The organism is Sulfuriferula nivalis, assembly GCF_009937995.1.
GTDB lineage: Bacteria > Pseudomonadota > Gammaproteobacteria > Burkholderiales > Sulfuriferulaceae > Sulfuriferula > Sulfuriferula nivalis.
The window spans coordinates 1,354,037-1,369,632 of the sequence record NZ_AP021881.1 but is presented as its reverse complement, the minus strand read 5'-3'; the positions used below and the strand labels follow the sequence as shown (position 1 = coordinate 1,369,632).

12 protein-coding genes and 3 pseudogenes are annotated in these 15,596 nt (G+C 49.2%); 8 read left to right on the top strand and 7 right to left on the bottom strand.

Annotation, left to right across the window (positions count from 1 at the left end; all coding sequences use genetic code 11):
* Position 1: 1 nt before the first annotated feature.
* The 5 genes from SFSGTM_RS07090 (at position 2) to SFSGTM_RS07070 (ending at position 4,905) form a co-directional block, all read left to right on the top strand.
* Positions 2–322 carry a hypothetical protein gene (locus SFSGTM_RS07090; protein WP_162084554.1) on the top strand — a complete coding sequence of 107 codons (321 nt, stop codon included), beginning with the start codon at positions 2–4 and terminating at the stop codon, positions 320–322.
* The gene (locus SFSGTM_RS07085; protein WP_162084553.1) at positions 315–1,223 is read left to right on the top strand and encodes a carbon-nitrogen hydrolase family protein; all 909 of its coding nucleotides are present in this window, start codon (positions 315–317) and stop codon (positions 1,221–1,223) included. Before SFSGTM_RS07090 ends, SFSGTM_RS07085 begins: the two co-directional genes overlap by 8 nt.
* Positions 1,220–2,689, top strand: a complete 1,470-nt coding sequence (gene tldD, locus SFSGTM_RS07080) for a metalloprotease TldD (protein ID WP_162084552.1) — start codon at positions 1,220–1,222, stop codon at positions 2,687–2,689. Before SFSGTM_RS07085 ends, tldD begins: the two co-directional genes overlap by 4 nt.
* 63 nt (positions 2,690–2,752) lie before the next feature.
* A complete protein-coding gene (gene gltX / locus SFSGTM_RS07075; protein WP_162084551.1) occupies positions 2,753–4,147 on the top strand; it encodes a glutamate--tRNA ligase in 1,395 nt (464 codons plus the stop codon).
* A 293-nt stretch (positions 4,148–4,440) separates the two neighbouring features.
* Positions 4,441–4,905 carry a protein tyrosine phosphatase family protein gene (locus SFSGTM_RS07070; RefSeq protein ID WP_162084550.1) on the top strand — a complete coding sequence of 155 codons (465 nt, stop codon included), beginning with the start codon at positions 4,441–4,443 and terminating at the stop codon, positions 4,903–4,905.
* A gap of 309 nt (positions 4,906–5,214) precedes the next feature.
* Here SFSGTM_RS07070 and SFSGTM_RS07065 read toward each other — a convergent pair.
* From SFSGTM_RS07065 to SFSGTM_RS07035, 5 genes and pseudogenes are all read right to left on the bottom strand, one after another.
* Positions 5,215–5,658 (bottom strand): annotated as a pseudogene (locus SFSGTM_RS07065) (transposase); the annotation flags it as partial.
* Positions 5,659–5,969: 311 nt separating this feature from the next.
* Complete coding sequence (locus SFSGTM_RS07060) at positions 5,970–7,085, bottom strand: IS91 family transposase (RefSeq protein WP_162083488.1); 1,116 nt, start codon at positions 7,083–7,085, stop codon at positions 5,970–5,972.
* A pseudogene (locus tag SFSGTM_RS07050) lies at positions 7,082–7,995 on the bottom strand (tyrosine-type recombinase/integrase). Before SFSGTM_RS07050 ends, SFSGTM_RS07060 begins: the two are co-directional and overlap by 4 nt.
* A gap of 420 nt (positions 7,996–8,415) precedes the next feature.
* Positions 8,416–9,531: an IS91 family transposase gene (locus tag SFSGTM_RS07045; RefSeq protein WP_162083488.1), complete on the bottom strand. Its 1,116-nt coding sequence runs from the start codon at positions 9,529–9,531 to the stop codon at positions 8,416–8,418.
* Positions 9,528–10,441 (bottom strand): annotated as a pseudogene (locus SFSGTM_RS07035) (tyrosine-type recombinase/integrase). Before SFSGTM_RS07035 ends, SFSGTM_RS07045 begins: the two are co-directional and overlap by 4 nt.
* A 521-nt stretch (positions 10,442–10,962) precedes the next feature.
* On the opposite strand from SFSGTM_RS07035, the gene SFSGTM_RS07030 reads away from it, so the two are divergent.
* Positions 10,963–11,277: an EF-hand domain-containing protein gene (locus tag SFSGTM_RS07030; protein ID WP_162084548.1), complete on the top strand. Its 315-nt coding sequence runs from the start codon at positions 10,963–10,965 to the stop codon at positions 11,275–11,277.
* Between the two features lie 434 nt (positions 11,278–11,711).
* Here SFSGTM_RS07030 and SFSGTM_RS07025 read toward each other — a convergent pair whose 3' ends face one another.
* Both SFSGTM_RS07025 and SFSGTM_RS07020 read right to left on the bottom strand, forming a co-directional pair.
* Complete coding sequence (locus SFSGTM_RS07025; protein WP_162084547.1) at positions 11,712–11,945, bottom strand: sulfurtransferase TusA family protein; 234 nt, start codon at positions 11,943–11,945, stop codon at positions 11,712–11,714.
* Positions 11,946–12,073: 128 nt separating this feature from the next.
* Positions 12,074–13,201: an HD domain-containing phosphohydrolase gene (locus tag SFSGTM_RS07020; RefSeq protein ID WP_162084546.1), complete on the bottom strand. Its 1,128-nt coding sequence runs from the start codon at positions 13,199–13,201 to the stop codon at positions 12,074–12,076.
* 408 nt (positions 13,202–13,609) lie between these two features.
* On the opposite strand from SFSGTM_RS07020, the gene SFSGTM_RS07015 reads away from it, so the two are divergent.
* Both SFSGTM_RS07015 and SFSGTM_RS07010 read left to right on the top strand, forming a co-directional pair.
* Positions 13,610–15,013: an ammonium transporter gene (locus SFSGTM_RS07015; RefSeq protein WP_232526059.1), complete on the top strand. Its 1,404-nt coding sequence runs from the start codon at positions 13,610–13,612 to the stop codon at positions 15,011–15,013.
* A 265-nt stretch (positions 15,014–15,278) separates the two neighbouring features.
* Complete coding sequence (locus tag SFSGTM_RS07010; protein WP_162084545.1) at positions 15,279–15,590, top strand: hypothetical protein; 312 nt, start codon at positions 15,279–15,281, stop codon at positions 15,588–15,590.
* Positions 15,591–15,596: the final 6 nt, after the last annotated feature.

Genomic DNA, 15,596 nt, shown 5'->3' with positions numbered 1-15,596 from the left:
TATGAAACACAAGATACTACTATTCATCACCCTGCTAGCCCCATTAGCTGCACATGCGCAATCTTGCATCGTAGACGATGCCCTGTGGTTACAACCTCGTACTGGTGTCATTATTCGAGACAACACTGACATTGCACCTTGCATGAATGCCATGCTGACTGGTGAAAAAATGAAAATCATCTATGCTGATACTGATGATGCCAGCATACATGCGAACGAACTTCGCCAGTGGTTACTGGCATTAGGCTTACCTGCAGCAAATATCACCTTAAATAAGACCAACACGACTGACTCTATCCGCCTGGAGAATTATCATGACTAAAAACAGCACTTCGAGCTTTGCAAAATCCAAAGCCAATAAAAAAATCGTTCCTAGTGGGGTAATACGTGTCGCCGCGATACAGATGGCATCAGGTCCGAATGTTGCAGCCAATCTGGCTGAAGCCGAGCGTTTGATCGCTTCTGCTGTCAAACAAGGTGCAAAATTAGTCGCACTGCCTGAATACTTTGCCATCATGGGTCTGAAAGACACTGACAAGTTATCTGCCAAAGAAAACGAAGGCAAAGGCCCTATCCAGGCATTCCTCTCGCGCATAGCCAAACAACACAAAATCTGGCTTATCGGTGGTTCTATTCCTCTCGCCTGTGACAATGTCGATAAAGTCCGCAATAGTTGCCTGGTCTATGATGACAAAGGTAAACAAGTTGCCCGTTATGACAAAATCCATTTGTTTGGTCTGGATTTAGGTGCAGAACATTATCAGGAAGAAAACACCATAGAACCGGGCAATGAAATCGTTGTAGTTGATACGCCGTTTGGTCGTGTCGGCTTGTCTATCTGCTATGACTTACGTTTCCCTGAGCTATTCCGCGCCATGCCAGATGTCGACATCATCGTCGTACCTGCAGCTTTTACTGCGACCACGGGTAAAGCACACTTTGAGACGCTCATACGCGCTCGGGCAATTGAAAACCTGGCTTACGTTATCGCCCCTGCACAAGGCGGTTACCACTTATCAGGTCGTGAAACACACGGCGACTCCATGGTAGTTGACCCTTGGGGTGTCATACTTGACCGTCTGCCACGTGGCTCAGGCGTTGTCATGGCAGGTATTAACCGCGATTATCAAGCCAGCCTGCGTGCCAGCTTACCAGCACTCAAACACCGCACACTGGATTGTTCACGCTTGAAAATCAACCTATCTCCTAAGGCAGAAAAATGAGCACGCAAACAGGTATCTATATCCCCAACGCCGATACACTGTTACAAACTGCGCATGAGACCTTATTCGTGCCAAACAACCTGGAACCGGGGAAACTCGACAGCATATTCGGTCGATTAATGAGCCACCAGCTTGATTATGCGGATCTGTATTTCCAATACACCCGCTCAGAAGGCTGGAGTCTGGAAGAAGGCCAAGTTAAATCAGGCAGCTTCAATATTGAACAAGGCGTGGGTGTGCGTGCGGTTTCAGGGGAAAAAACTGCATTTGCCTATTCTGACGATATCAGCAATGCCGCACTGATTGCTGCCAGCGATGCGACGCGCGCAATCGCCAAGAGTGGTGCCAGCCACACACACCATGCTGTCACTCGTAAAAATGACCGCGCCCTTTATCAACCACTAGACCCGCTTACCAGCCTGAAAGATGCAGATAAAGTTGCGCTACTGGAAAAACTTGAACGTTATGCGCGTGCTGCTGACAACCGCGTCACTCAAGTCATGGCCAGCCTTGCTGCTGAATATGATGTTGTATTCGTAGCTCGCTCTGACGGCCACCAGGCTGCAGATGTGCGCCCGCTGGTACGCTTATCGTTACAAGTCATCACCGAACAGGATGGACGACGCGAACAAGGTTCAGCAGGTGGTGGTGGTCGTTTTAGCTATGAATACTTCACCGATGCCATGCTCAAGCATTATGCTGAGCAGGCCGTGCATCAGGCGCTGACTAATCTCTCAGCAAAACCCGCACCCGCTGGTACTATGACTGTCGTACTCGGCTCAGGCTGGCCCGGCATATTGCTCCACGAAGCGATAGGACATGGTCTGGAAGGCGACTTTAATCGTAAAGGCAGCTCTGCGTTCAGTGGGCGTATTGGTGAACGCGTTGCAGCAACAGGCGTGACCGTTGTTGATGACGGCACTATCGCCAACCGTCGTGGCTCGCTCAATATCGACGACGAAGGCAATCCGACTGAATGCACCACCCTCATTGAAAACGGCATCCTCAAAGGCTATATGCAAGACACATTGAATGCACGTCTGATGGGTGTGCCAGTCACCGGCAATGCGCGCCGTGAGTCATTTGCCCATATTCCCATGCCACGCATGACCAACACATACATGCTTAACGGTGACAAGGATCCAAAAGAGATCATTGCTTCAGTCAAGCATGGACTTTACGCTGCGAACTTTGGCGGTGGACAGGTCGATATTACCAGTGGCAAATTCGTCTTCTCCGCTGCCGAAGCCTACATGATAGAAAATGGCAAAATCACTTACCCCGTCAAAGGTGCAACCTTGATCGGCAATGGTCCAGATGTACTTACTCGCGTTTCCATGATAGGTAACGACATGTCACTCGACCCCGGTGTTGGCACCTGCGGCAAAGAAGGCCAAAGCGTCCCAGTAGGCGTCGGCCAACCCACACTACGCATAGATGGCCTCACTGTAGGCGGAACCAGCTAGCAAACAGCGTGGTTAATAACTAACCACGTTTAACATTTCACACTCTGATATTTATACACGATTATGATACGCACTCGATTCGCTCCCAGCCCCACAGGTTATCTACACATAGGCGGCGCACGTACAGCGCTGTTTTCCTGGGCATATGCCCGCCACCATAAAGGCACGTTTGTGCTGCGTATCGAAGATACCGATCTGGAACGCTCCACTCCCGCCTCTGTCGATGCCATCCTGCAAGGTATGAGCTGGCTGAATCTGGATTACGACGAAGGTCCGTTTTATCAAATGCAACGCATGCCTCGCTACAAGGAAGTACTGGCGCAACTTATCGCCTCTGGTCATGCTTACTACTGCTACGCAAGCAAAGAAGAAGTCGAAATCATGCGTGAACAGCAACGCGAAGCAGGCTTGAAACCTCGCTACGATGGTCGTTGGCGTCCAGAACCAGGCAAAATTTTGCCACCTGTCCCAGCGGATATCCAGCCTGTAGTACGCTTCAAAAATCCGATTGATGGTAGTGTAGTCTGGAATGACGTAGTCAAAGGCACGATAGAAATTGGCAATGCCGAGCTGGATGACTTAATCATTGCACGACCAGATGGCACGCCCACCTATAATTTCTGCGTCGTTGTTGATGACTGGGACATGAACATCACCCACGTAATCCGTGGTGATGATCACGTCAACAACACCCCGCGCCAAATCAACATCCTCAAGGCACTGGGCGCAACATTGCCACAATACGGTCACGTCCCCATGATACTGGGTGCAGACGGCGAACGCCTGTCCAAGCGTCACGGCGCAGTCGGCGTCATGCAATACCTCGACGAAGGCTACCTCCCAGAAGCCCTGCTCAATTATCTGGCACGTCTGGGCTGGGCGCACGGTGACGAAGAGATTTTCAACATGGATCAATTTACCGAGTGGTTCAATCTCGAATCCATCAGCCGCTCACCCGCAAAATTCAATCCAGAAAAATTAAACTGGGTGAATCAGCAATACATCAAAGCAGCTGACAATGACAGACTGGCTGATTTAGTGCGTCCATTCATGGAAAAACAAATCGGCCCACTCGCCACCACTCCTGCCCTCGCTGATGTCATGGCGCTACTCAAAGATCGCGTTAGCACCCTAGTCGAGCTCGCAGATGCTGCCCATTTATTCTACAAATACATTACCCCCGATGCCGAACTGCTTGCACAGCATCTAAGCCCGGAAGCCACAACAGCATTGCAGCAACTCACTGAACAGCTAGCCGAAATTGACTGGAACAAAGAAGCAATCCACGACGCCATCAAAGCCACAGTCACAACATCTGGACTGAAAATGCCAAAAATTGCCATGCCACTACGCATCATCGTTGCCGGTGTGACGCAAACACCTAGCATAGATGCAACTTTGTTGTTGATTGGGCGTGAGACTGTGTTGGAGAGGTTGCGGGGGATGTTGGGCGCTTGATTGTTGAATAGTCTAGGACTGATTTTTGACCTATGCTGAGCATAGTTGCGAGTTTCGATCAGATCGATTGTTTATGAAATATTCAGATGTTAGACTGAATCGCCTGACACCTCAAAATTAGGTGTCTAATAAATTTTGGAAATCGGTGTATATAAATTACGTTTTTTTAAATTTATTAATAATAATCTTATAGTTAGAAGTATTAATTAAGGAGATACGAAGTGTTATACACCGATTTATCAAATAAAATAGGCACCGAAATCGGTGCCTATTAGACGTTAGCCATTTCAGCCATGATCGATCCCGCTCTGTCCGGTATCTACAAGATCCGCGCCATTGACGAGTCGCTGTGCACATCGGGGCAACCAACGGTAGCCCAGCTGCAGGAGATCGCGGCGGCGGGTTTCAAGGCCGTCATCAACCTTGCGCTGCACGATGATCCGCGTTACTCCCTGCCAGACGAAGCCGGAACCGTAAGATCACTCGGTATGGGCTACGTCCACATTCCCGTTCAATTCTCAGCGCCTACGAAGAATGATCTTGCCGAGTTCTTCGCCGCAATGAAGGCACATGAAGGTCAAGAGGTCTGGGTTCACTGTGCAGCAAACATTCGGGTCTCCGTCTTTCTGGGCCTCTACCGCATCATCGAGCAGCGGTGGGAGCGAGACGTAGCATTCGCCCAGCTGAGCGAAGTCTGGGAACCAGACCAAGTGTGGTCGGCGTTCATCGAGTCGGCGCTCGAGTCACCAAATGGCTAACGAATAAGGTTAGATTGTGATCGCGAAGCGAGCCACAATCTGAACCGTTTGTTGGACAAGCCCGGCATGGCTGGGGCGGGTGTTGCTTGAGCGCTTATGGAAATATCTTTTTGACTATGCTGGCATAACTGGACGCGTTACGCATCCCACCCGCCATTTCACGACCTTCACGTTGCCATTGCAGCAACTTATTCTATTCAACTCACCGTTTTTAGTCGGCTTTTCGGGCATGTTAACCCAATTTCAGCCTTCTTCAGGGCGAGCACGGCCATACCTGCCTAGTCTGGCAGGTGGGCGGTGTGGGCTGGTTTAGCGCATGGTCTCCCACCCTGTGTCATCTGCTCTGTGTTCCCGTTTTATAGATGGGGCTGATGTGGCTAGCGGTATCGCTTTGATACGTGTGCGCACTATCTTCATCACCCCACCGCAACATTGGCAACGTATCGCTGGTCTGGGTTGCGCTGGCGGCGGATTGTTCCGTCGCCATAGGTGGGTCAGCTGTAGCTGGGTGAGTAGTTTGCTATTGGGATGCAGGTAGCCAAAGTTGCGGGCGCGGCGGTAGCCTTTGGGCAGAATGTGTTGCAGTATCAGTCGCAGGAAGGCTACACCACTCAAGGTACGGGTTTCCATTTGTTTGGTTTGGCTGTTCCGGTAACGGAAGGTGACCTGACCATGCCGGTCGGAGAGGATGTCTTTCTCCTGTACCACCCCCCGATACAGATAGCGCCCAAGGTAGATCAGAGCGTGCTGTCCAACGAATAAGGTTAGATTGTGATCGCGAAGCGAGCCACAATCTGAACCGTTTGTTGGACAAGCCCGGCATGGCTGGGGCGGGTGTTGCTTGAGCGCTTATGGAAATATCTTTTTGACTATGCTGGCATAACTGGACGCGTTACGCATCCCACCCGCCATTTCACGACCTTCACGTTGCCATTGCAGCAACTTATTCTATTCAACTCACCGTTTTTAGTCGGCTTTTCGGGCATGTTAACCCAATTTCAGCCTTCTTCAGGGCGAGCACGGCCATACCTGCCTAGTCTGGCAGGTGGGCGGTGTGGGCTGGTTTAGCGCATGGTCTCCCACCCTGTGTCATCTGCTCTGTGTTCCCGTTTTATAGATGGGGCTGATGTGGCTAGCGGTATCGCTTTGATACGTGTGCGCACTATCTTCATCACCCCACCGCAACATTGGCAACGTATCGCTGGTCTGGGTTGCGCTGGCGGCGGATTGTTCCGTCGCCATAGGTGGGTCAGCTGTAGCTGGGTGAGTAGTTTGCTATTGGGATGCAGGTAGCCAAAGTTGCGGGCGCGGCGGTAGCCTTTGGGCAGAATGTGTTGCAGTATCAGTCGCAGGAAGGCTACACCACTCAAGGTACGGGTTTCCATTTGTTTGGTTTGGCTGTTCCGGTAACGGAAGGTGACCTGACCATGCCGGTCGGAGAGGATGTCTTTCTCCTGTATCACCCCCCGATACAGATAGCGCCCAAGGTAGATCAGAGCGTGCTGTCCAGTGCCGACGGCTTTGCAATCCACCACCCAATCGGTCGGGTAATCGTTTGGCAGGGTGAGTCCTGCTTGTCTGATGCCTGCCAGTAATTTGGCACGAAATACTTTGGCCAGGGCTTTGTGGTTAAACAGGTAGTTGCCGTGTTTATGACGCATGCGTCGCTGTTTGGGGTTAAAGGCGACAGCGGGCATGACGAGATGCACATGGGGGTGATAGTCCAGTCGGCGGTTATGGGTATGCAGTACAGTCACCGCCCCTGCGCTGCCGCGCAGCTTGTTGTCGTTTTGGCTGAAGGTGTTGACTGTTTCCCACGCGCAGCGTGTGATCAAGTCATACATGACGCGCTGATGTTGCCAGGCCAGTGTGCGCAACTGGGCGGGCACGGTGAAGGTGAGCATGAAGTAGTTGGCGGGGATGGATTTGTGTAATTGCTGGTCTATCCAGCGCTGTGATTCGTGCGCCTGGCAATGCGGGCAATGCCGATGACCGCAGGAATGTGGCAGGTAGCTGGGTGTTTGACAATCATCACAGGCAAGTTGCATCCTCGGGCTCATCTGGCTACGGCAGGTTTGAAAGGCGGTTAAGGCAGCTTGCTGGCTGGGCAATAGGTGATGACCGTGTTGTGCAAGCAGTTTAGCTGCGTAGGTTGCTACGATGTGCGCCAGTCTGATCATTTGACTTTGCCCCAATGAATGTGGAATTTCTCCATTAATTGATTAAGGCGAGTGTGTGCGCTCTGATGGCGTTGTTCGGTGAGGTGGGTGTAGCGGATGGTGGTGAGGATGGACTGGTGTCCGAGTATCTGCTGAATTTCGAGTAAATCGATGCCAGCTTCTATCAGGTGGGTGGCATAGCTGTGGCGCAGGCTGTGTGGTGTAATTCTTTTTTTAAGCCACAGTCACGGGTCACTTGACCCAAGGTGGTCTGGATACCACCACGATCCAGCGGGGTGCGTGCCAAGTGCGATTTGGCAAGACCGCCGTGTCGATTAGGAAAGAGCAAGCTTGGGTTGCGATGGGTGAGCCAGAAACGGCGCAATACCTGCAAGGTGTTCTCTGATAACGGCACCAATCGATCACGGTTGCCTTTGGCGTTGCGTACTTGCACCCGCATCCGATCCGCATCGATATCCCCTACCTGCAAGCGTAAGCCTTCGCCTAATCGTAAGCCCAGGCTGTAGAGGGTGAAGAAGAATACGCGGTAGCTCAATACGCGGGTGGCCATGAAGATTTGTTGTGCCTGGGCGACGGTAATGATGTCGGGCAGGCTATATGACTTGGGTGGTTTAACCAGATCCGCACTTGGCCAGGGTTGGCTGAGTACATGGGCATAATAGAACTTCAGTCCATACAGATCATGTTTGAGCGTACTCCATGAATGGGTATCCAGGATGCGAACAAAATAGTCGGTTAATTGTGGCTTGGTGAGCGCGTCTATCTGGTCATTAAAATACACCGCTGCGCGCCGTACGCCGTGTGAATACAAGGCGATGGTTTTAGGCTGCATGCCTCTGAGCTTGAGGCAATTCAGCAGTCGCTGGTGATTGTGCTCGAAGTGCGCGGGGATGGGTGTGGGGGCTGTCAATGTCGTCTCCTCGTGGTACAGTAATCAAAATTCCATTGCTGGGGGAGACGAAATTATGCTGCGTAATTTGATGGTTCGGGAATATTTCTCCGCGATAGCGGCTTCGTTCAACGAATAAGGTTAGATTGTGATCGCGAAGCGAGCCACAATCTGAACCGTTTGTTGGACAAGCCCGGCATGGCTGGGGCGGGTGTTGCTTGAGCGCTTATGGAAATATCTTTTTGACTATGCTGGCATAACTGGACGCGTTACGCATCCCACCCGCCATTTCACGACCTTCACGTTGCCATTGCAGCAACTTATTCTATTCAACTCACCGTTTTTAGTCGGCTTTTCGGGCATGTTAACCCAATTTCAGCCTTCTTCAGGGCGAGCACGGCCATACCTGCCTAGTCTGGCAGGTGGGCGGTGTGGGCTGGTTTAGCGCATGGTCTCCCACCCTGTGTCATCTGCTCTGTGTTCCCGTTTTATAGATGGGGCTGATGTGGCTAGCGGTATCGCTTTGATACGTGTGCGCACTATCTTCATCACCCCACCGCAACATTGGCAACGTATCGCTGGTCTGGGTTGCGCTGGCGGCGGATTGTTCCGTCGCCATAGGTGGGTCAGCTGTAGCTGGGTGAGTAGTTTGCTATTGGGATGCAGGTAGCCAAAGTTGCGGGCGCGGCGGTAGCCTTTGGGCAGAATGTGTTGCAGTATCAGTCGCAGGAAGGCTACACCACTCAAGGTACGGGTTTCCATTTGTTTGGTTTGGCTGTTCCGGTAACGGAAGGTGACCTGACCATGCCGGTCGGAGAGGATGTCTTTCTCCTGTATCACCCCCCGATACAGATAGCGCCCAAGGTAGATCAGAGCGTGCTGTCCAGTGCCGACGGCTTTGCAATCCACCACCCAATCGGTCGGGTAATCGTTTGGCAGGGTGAGTCCTGCTTGTCTGATGCCTGCCAGTAATTTGGCACGAAATACTTTGGCCAGGGCTTTGTGGTTAAACAGGTAGTTGCCGTGTTTATGACGCATGCGTCGCTGTTTGGGGTTAAAGGCGACAGCGGGCATGACGAGATGCACATGGGGGTGATAGTCCAGTCGGCGGTTATGGGTATGCAGTACAGTCACCGCCCCTGCGCTGCCGCGCAGCTTGTTGTCGTTTTGGCTGAAGGTGTTGACTGTTTCCCACGCGCAGCGTGTGATCAAGTCATACATGACGCGCTGATGTTGCCAGGCCAGTGTGCGCAACTGGGCGGGCACGGTGAAGGTGAGCATGAAGTAGTTGGCGGGGATGGATTTGTGTAATTGCTGGTCTATCCAGCGCTGTGATTCGTGCGCCTGGCAATGCGGGCAATGCCGATGACCGCAGGAATGTGGCAGGTAGCTGGGTGTTTGACAATCATCACAGGCAAGTTGCATCCTCGGGCTCATCTGGCTACGGCAGGTTTGAAAGGCGGTTAAGGCAGCTTGCTGGCTGGGCAATAGGTGATGACCGTGTTGTGCAAGCAGTTTAGCTGCGTAGGTTGCTACGATGTGCGCCAGTCTGATCATTTGACTTTGCCCCAATGAATGTGGAATTTCTCCATTAATTGATTAAGGCGAGTGTGTGCGCTCTGATGGCGTTGTTCGGTGAGGTGGGTGTAGCGGATGGTGGTGAGGATGGACTGGTGTCCGAGTATCTGCTGAATTTCGAGTAAATCGATGCCAGCTTCTATCAGGTGGGTGGCATAGCTGTGGCGCAGGCTGTGTGGTGTAATTCTTTTTTTAAGCCACAGTCACGGGTCACTTGACCCAAGGTGGTCTGGATACCACCACGATCCAGCGGGGTGCGTGCCAAGTGCGATTTGGCAAGACCGCCGTGTCGATTAGGAAAGAGCAAGCTTGGGTTGCGATGGGTGAGCCAGAAACGGCGCAATACCTGCAAGGTGTTCTCTGATAACGGCACCAATCGATCACGGTTGCCTTTGGCGTTGCGTACTTGCACCCGCATCCGATCCGCATCGATATCCCCTACCTGCAAGCGTAAGCCTTCGCCTAATCGTAAGCCCAGGCTGTAGAGGGTGAAGAAGAATACGCGGTAGCTCAATACGCGGGTGGCCATGAAGATTTGTTGTGCCTGGGCGACGGTAATGATGTCGGGCAGGCTATATGACTTGGGTGGTTTAACCAGATCCGCACCTGGCCAGGGTTGGCTGAGTACATGGGCATAATAGAACTTCAGTCCATACAGATCATGTTTGAGCGTACTCCATGAATGGGTATCCAGGATGCGAACAAAATAGTCGGTTAATTGTGGCTTGGTGAGCGCGTCTATCTGGTCATTAAAATACACCGCTGCGCGCCGTACGCCGTGTGAATACAAGGCGATGGTTTTAGGCTGCATGCCTCTGAGCTTGAGGCAATTCAGCAGTCGCTGGTGATTGTGCTCGAAGTGCGCGGGGATGGGTGTGGGGGCTGTCAATGTCGTCTCCTCGTGGTACAGTAATCAAAATTCCATTGCTGGGGGAGACGAAATTATGCTGCGTAATTTGATGGTTCGGGAATATTTCTCCGCGATAGCGGCTTCGTTCAACTCTTCCTTCAAGCGGACCTGCCTACGGCAGGCCGCTTAAGTCAAACGTTAGGCATCATGAAAACGGTCATGGGTGTCAGGTCTTCCAATACAACATTCAAAGTCCAAAACAAACCAAGTTTCAGGCTCTATGTTTCACATCCGATTCAGGGTTACGCTCTGACAAATGTGAATTTTGACCCTCCCCCTCTATTTGTCGTCATCCAACAACTACATAAATCCTATAATTTTCAATGCATTACAATTTTCAGGCTAATATTATGTTGTTGTGTAGCGACATTATTTTGAGAAGTTTCCTGTTATTTTATTTATAACTCATTGTTTTATTGGTATAATTTTTTATGGTATGGAATTTGCTCATTGTTAAGTGCAAGCAATTTTGCTGCATTTTTGAACGAGGAATTATTACTATGAAAAATGTTACATATACCGCCATGCTCAATAAAGTAGCGCAAACTGTCGCGTTAGGTTTTGTGCTAGCAATCGGCTCAACCGCGATTGCGCGTGCCGATGCACCTGCGCCTGCTGCAGCACAGGATCAAGGATTTGGGCTATATGATACCAATCATGACGGTATGATAGACCGTGCTGAGGCTACTGCACAGGCTGTGTCGACCAAAACCTTCGAAGCTGCTGACACTAATCATGATGGCAAATTGAGTCAGAGCGAGTTTGACAAAGTGGCTACCACTAATAACAGCGCTAAGACCCCTTCCGCAAATTAACCAGCCATCTCGAAGATAGTTTAGTAGGAAAATAGAGCTGCTCAGGAATGTTGTGCTGTGAGGTTTGCAGCGAGATATTATTACCAGCGGCGTGCAACTGAGTAACTCTATTGTAATGACAGCGTCTAATCTTAAAACGGTAGTTGATCCGCCATCACAGTATGTTCCCTGCCAAGCAGTGTAGGTAGAAGCGTTATCTTAATAACAATGTAGCCCCCGAAAAATGGGAAAGCCAGGGGCAAGCATTACATTTCACATAATTTCAAAGGCAAGCATGTCAAATATAAGGCTATCATGATGAAATGTAATGAACCAGATAGATCGATTATCGAAACTAGCTGACTATTGCAGGCTGAATAATCAGCAACGAAGATTGGGTGGGGAAATTACTTGAAACAAATTCGGGACTTTAAATCAGCCCCGATATCATTGGTTTACAACTTCTTTATCATGAAAATGTAGCCTTCGTTCGCATTAAACTCGCTTAATAACTCACAGTGATTATTAGCGACAAACGTTCTAATATTTCTCACAGAGCCTTCTTTACTGGTAATAACTTTCAAGATTTGTCCTGATGACATCAAATCTAATGCATCTTTTGTTTGTATGGTTGGCAAAGGGCAGTCTTGCAACGTGGCATCAAGCAACACATCATAGTCAACAGTCATAGGTTCTCCTGGGTATGTAAATTTATCTGATTGATAAGATAAAATTCAATCATCTGATCTTATCAAGATCAGGGTTAATTATAACATTGCAAACTACAGAATCATTATCAGTTACCTCGTACTGGACTTCATGCAAACACATCTTCTTTGAATTTTTCCTGTATCACCTCAACTTCAGCACGATTATTCAGCAACGCTTCGATACACTGTCGATCGAGTTTGATGTCTGCCAGGGAAAGTAAATTCTGAAAAGCCTGTTCATTACTCCAGGCTGGCTTATAAGGCCTGCGACTTGTCAATGCGTCGAACACATCGGCTACAGCAATAATTCGAGCTTCTATGGGGATTGCGTCCCCTCTTAATCCATGCGGATAACCCTTACCATCCAGCGTTTCATGGTGGAATTCAGCAATATTCCTGAGCATATCAATATGCTCAAACCCATCCAGCGCAAACCCTTTGAGGATAGTATCAACTATTTCTCTACCCTTAAGCGTATGCGATTTCATGATTTCAAACTCTGCGTCAGTCAGAATGCCTGTTTTTAGCAAAATACTGTCTGGAATACCAATTTTGCCGATATCGTGCAGCGGAGAAAACAGGAATACGTGCTCGATGAACTCATCATTAAATCCATATGTTGGTGCCAGTTCCCGGGCAATTATCCGAGAAAAATGGGACATGCGATCAATATGCGCACCAGTTTCCTGATCGCGCAAATTCGCCATATCTCGTGCCGCCTGAACGGTAGAAACTAGCGTCCTGACAGCAGCGATTTCATTCATAACCAGCAGAGAAACCAAGTGTCCGATCACATCCAGAAAATGCAGCGCTTCTTCATTCAGAACATTTTTCTGGTAAGAGTCGAAAAAGACAAAGCCGAATAAAGATCCATTCATGTACATCGGCAAGGTATAGCTGGAGCCGTAGCCTTGAGCAGCAATTCGCCTGGTATGTTCACGCTCACCCTCGGCAAAGATAGACAAATCATTCACCACGCGAGGCTTCCCTGTTGTGACTATATCCATCAAAGACGGGGTTTCATGCAATAGCGCCTGATAATGATTAAGTGGTTTATCTTCACCACTACTGTGTAGATATGTCTTAAGCAGGTCAGTTTTTGGATCGTATAAGGCTACCGCAATACGACTAATTGAATCAAAGCGCACCTGCAACATGGCATGGATTTTTTGCAGCTTTTCCAGCAATGGGGAGTTAGTATTTAGCGCGGAAAGACTGTCTATATATTCAAACATGAACAAAACCATTTAGTCAGAACATGCTTGTATGCTATCACATTAAAGCATGCAGTAAGCCAGCTCAAACATGGATGCTGCACGCTAATTTCGCGCATAAAAAATCACCAAAATATTAACTTTTACGGTATCTATGCCGATGGAAGCCGCCATATCGCACAGTTTTGGCGCGCCACTTGCACCGCTTGCATATTGTTTATCAGCTCACAATCCTAAAAAATCAACCCTATCCAACACTTACATTGCCTATACCATTGGCATGAGTATTGCTTACCACCCACTGCAAAACCTAAACAACAATCAGCACCTATGTATCAGCAGTTAAGTTCGACAATGGCACAGTTTCTATATTCACCCTGAAAAAATCATACGCATTCGTATTAGCAACTCCAACCAGAAGGTATGTACATGAAAATCAATATGAAGAAATGGTTTATCTCACTAGGCTTGTTATGTCTCTTGAGTTTCTCTGGCATGAGCATGGCTGACGATGTCACCATACCAACTGACCCAGCAGCGGCCACATCAGCTAACACAGCCGAAACCCCACCAGCCACACCGGCAGCAGATGCAGCAACAGCACCAAACCCTGCTGCATTTATTAATGCTGGTGACAATGCATGGATGTTGACCTCAACCGCTTTGGTATTGATGATGACTATTCCTGGTCTGGCGTTGTTCTACGGTGGTATGGTGCGCAAGAAGAATGCGCTGGCTACGTTAATGCAGGTATTTGCTATCACTTGCCTGGTTACAGTGCTATGGATGATGTTTGGTTATAGCATGGCATTTACAGCGGGCAATAGTTTTATTGGTGGCATGAGTAGAATGTTCCTGATTGGCATGGGCCTGGACAATGCAAATCCCTTGGCTCCTACTATACCCGAGAGTACCTATATGACGTTCCAGATGACGTTTGCCATCATCACGCCGGCACTGATAGTGGGTGCATTTGCTGACCGCATGAAATTTTCTGCGCTTATCGTATTCATCACTGCATGGTTACTTGCTGTCTATGCCCCGATTGCCCATATGGTCTGGGGTCCAGGTGGCTGGCTGGGTGCTGATGGCGTGCTCGATTATGCGGGTGGTACGGTAGTTCACACTAATGCTGGTGTCGCAGGGCTGGTGGCTGCATTAGTCATAGGCAAACGGGTTGGTTATGGTACTGAGCCTATGCCACCGCATAATCTGGCGTTGGCTATGATAGGTGCATCCCTATTATGGGTGGGCTGGTTTGGTTTCAATGCGGGTTCGGCAGGTGCTGCCAGTGATCGCGCTGGCATGGCGATGGCAGTGACTCAGATTGCTACAGCAAGTGCCGCATTAAGCTGGATGTTTATTGAATGGATGGGCAGAGGCAAGCCAAGTCTGTTAGGAATTTGTTCAGGTGCCGTCTCGGGTCTGGTTGCCATTACCCCCGCTTCTGGTTTTGTCGGTCCTTCAGGTGCGCTGTTTATTGGACTGGCTGCTGGTATCACATGTTATTGGGGTGCTGTGTATCTAAAGCGCATGATGGGTTATGACGACTCGCTGGACGTATTTGGTGTACATGCCATCGGCGGCATTTTGGGTGCGTTATTGACTGGTATATTTGCTGTCAAAGCAATAGGCGGTACTGCTGGCGTACTCGAGGGCAATACGGATCAATTATTCATCCAGGCAACAGGCGTTGGCGTAACCATTGTTTATGATGCAGCGATTACCTATCTCATCTTGAAAATAGTTGATGCAGTCATCGGCTTGCGGGTAACAGAGAGCCAGGAAGAAGATGGTCTTGATGTCAGCTTGCATGGTGAACGACTAGAATAAGGACAAGCCGTTTATGGCATATCGCATTGCGCCATAAGCGGCATCGAACCTGACAATTAGGCACGAAATCAGGGCTTACTAGATAAGTTTGCTCTGTTTTATGACATTTCTATAATGTTTGACTTTGCATGAACACACAAAAAATAATTATAACTAATTGATTGTTTATATAAAATTCAAAAAATCGCTATATAATAAAATTATTATATAGTGGTATGGTTTTTGCTGTGATCATAGTAACCAATAAAACCTAAGAGGCTCGCCAATGGATGCAGACTTTGTACAATTGCAATTAATAACTCGTCTTAAACTCCAACTGAAACGGCAACTGAATATCAAAATGGATATTCGACAATTTATGGTCGACAGGGATTATGCAAAACAAATGCTACAACTTGCCGATGAATCTGACGATGAAGATCTGATACTTTATTCTTTACAGATAGCGGGTCAATTTGGCTGGTTAGGGAAAAAACCCAGTGTAGTTAAGAAGCCGTTTTTTGAACCAGCTAAAGTCAAACCAGAACCAGCACCGGAGGTTGAAACCAGTCGTTACCTATATGGAACACGAGGTTAACAGCGG

Coding starts and splice junctions, on each gene's coding strand:
- SFSGTM_RS07090 (WP_162084554.1), top strand. CDS start 2: ATGAAACACAAGATACTACTATTCATCACCCTGCTAGCCCCATTAGCT.
- SFSGTM_RS07085 (WP_162084553.1), top strand. CDS start 315: ATGACTAAAAACAGCACTTCGAGCTTTGCAAAATCCAAAGCCAATAAA.
- tldD (WP_162084552.1), top strand. CDS start 1,220: ATGAGCACGCAAACAGGTATCTATATCCCCAACGCCGATACACTGTTA.
- gltX (WP_162084551.1), top strand. CDS start 2,753: ATGATACGCACTCGATTCGCTCCCAGCCCCACAGGTTATCTACACATA.
- SFSGTM_RS07070 (WP_162084550.1), top strand. CDS start 4,441: ATGATCGATCCCGCTCTGTCCGGTATCTACAAGATCCGCGCCATTGAC.
- SFSGTM_RS07060 (WP_162083488.1), bottom strand. CDS start 7,085: ATGATCAGACTGGCGCACATCGTAGCAACCTACGCAGCTAAACTGCTT.
- SFSGTM_RS07045 (WP_162083488.1), bottom strand. CDS start 9,531: ATGATCAGACTGGCGCACATCGTAGCAACCTACGCAGCTAAACTGCTT.
- SFSGTM_RS07030 (WP_162084548.1), top strand. CDS start 10,963: ATGAAAAATGTTACATATACCGCCATGCTCAATAAAGTAGCGCAAACT.
- SFSGTM_RS07025 (WP_162084547.1), bottom strand. CDS start 11,945: ATGACTGTTGACTATGATGTGTTGCTTGATGCCACGTTGCAAGACTGC.
- SFSGTM_RS07020 (WP_162084546.1), bottom strand. CDS start 13,201: ATGTTTGAATATATAGACAGTCTTTCCGCGCTAAATACTAACTCCCCA.
- SFSGTM_RS07015 (WP_232526059.1), top strand. CDS start 13,610: ATGAAAATCAATATGAAGAAATGGTTTATCTCACTAGGCTTGTTATGT.
- SFSGTM_RS07010 (WP_162084545.1), top strand. CDS start 15,279: ATGGATGCAGACTTTGTACAATTGCAATTAATAACTCGTCTTAAACTC.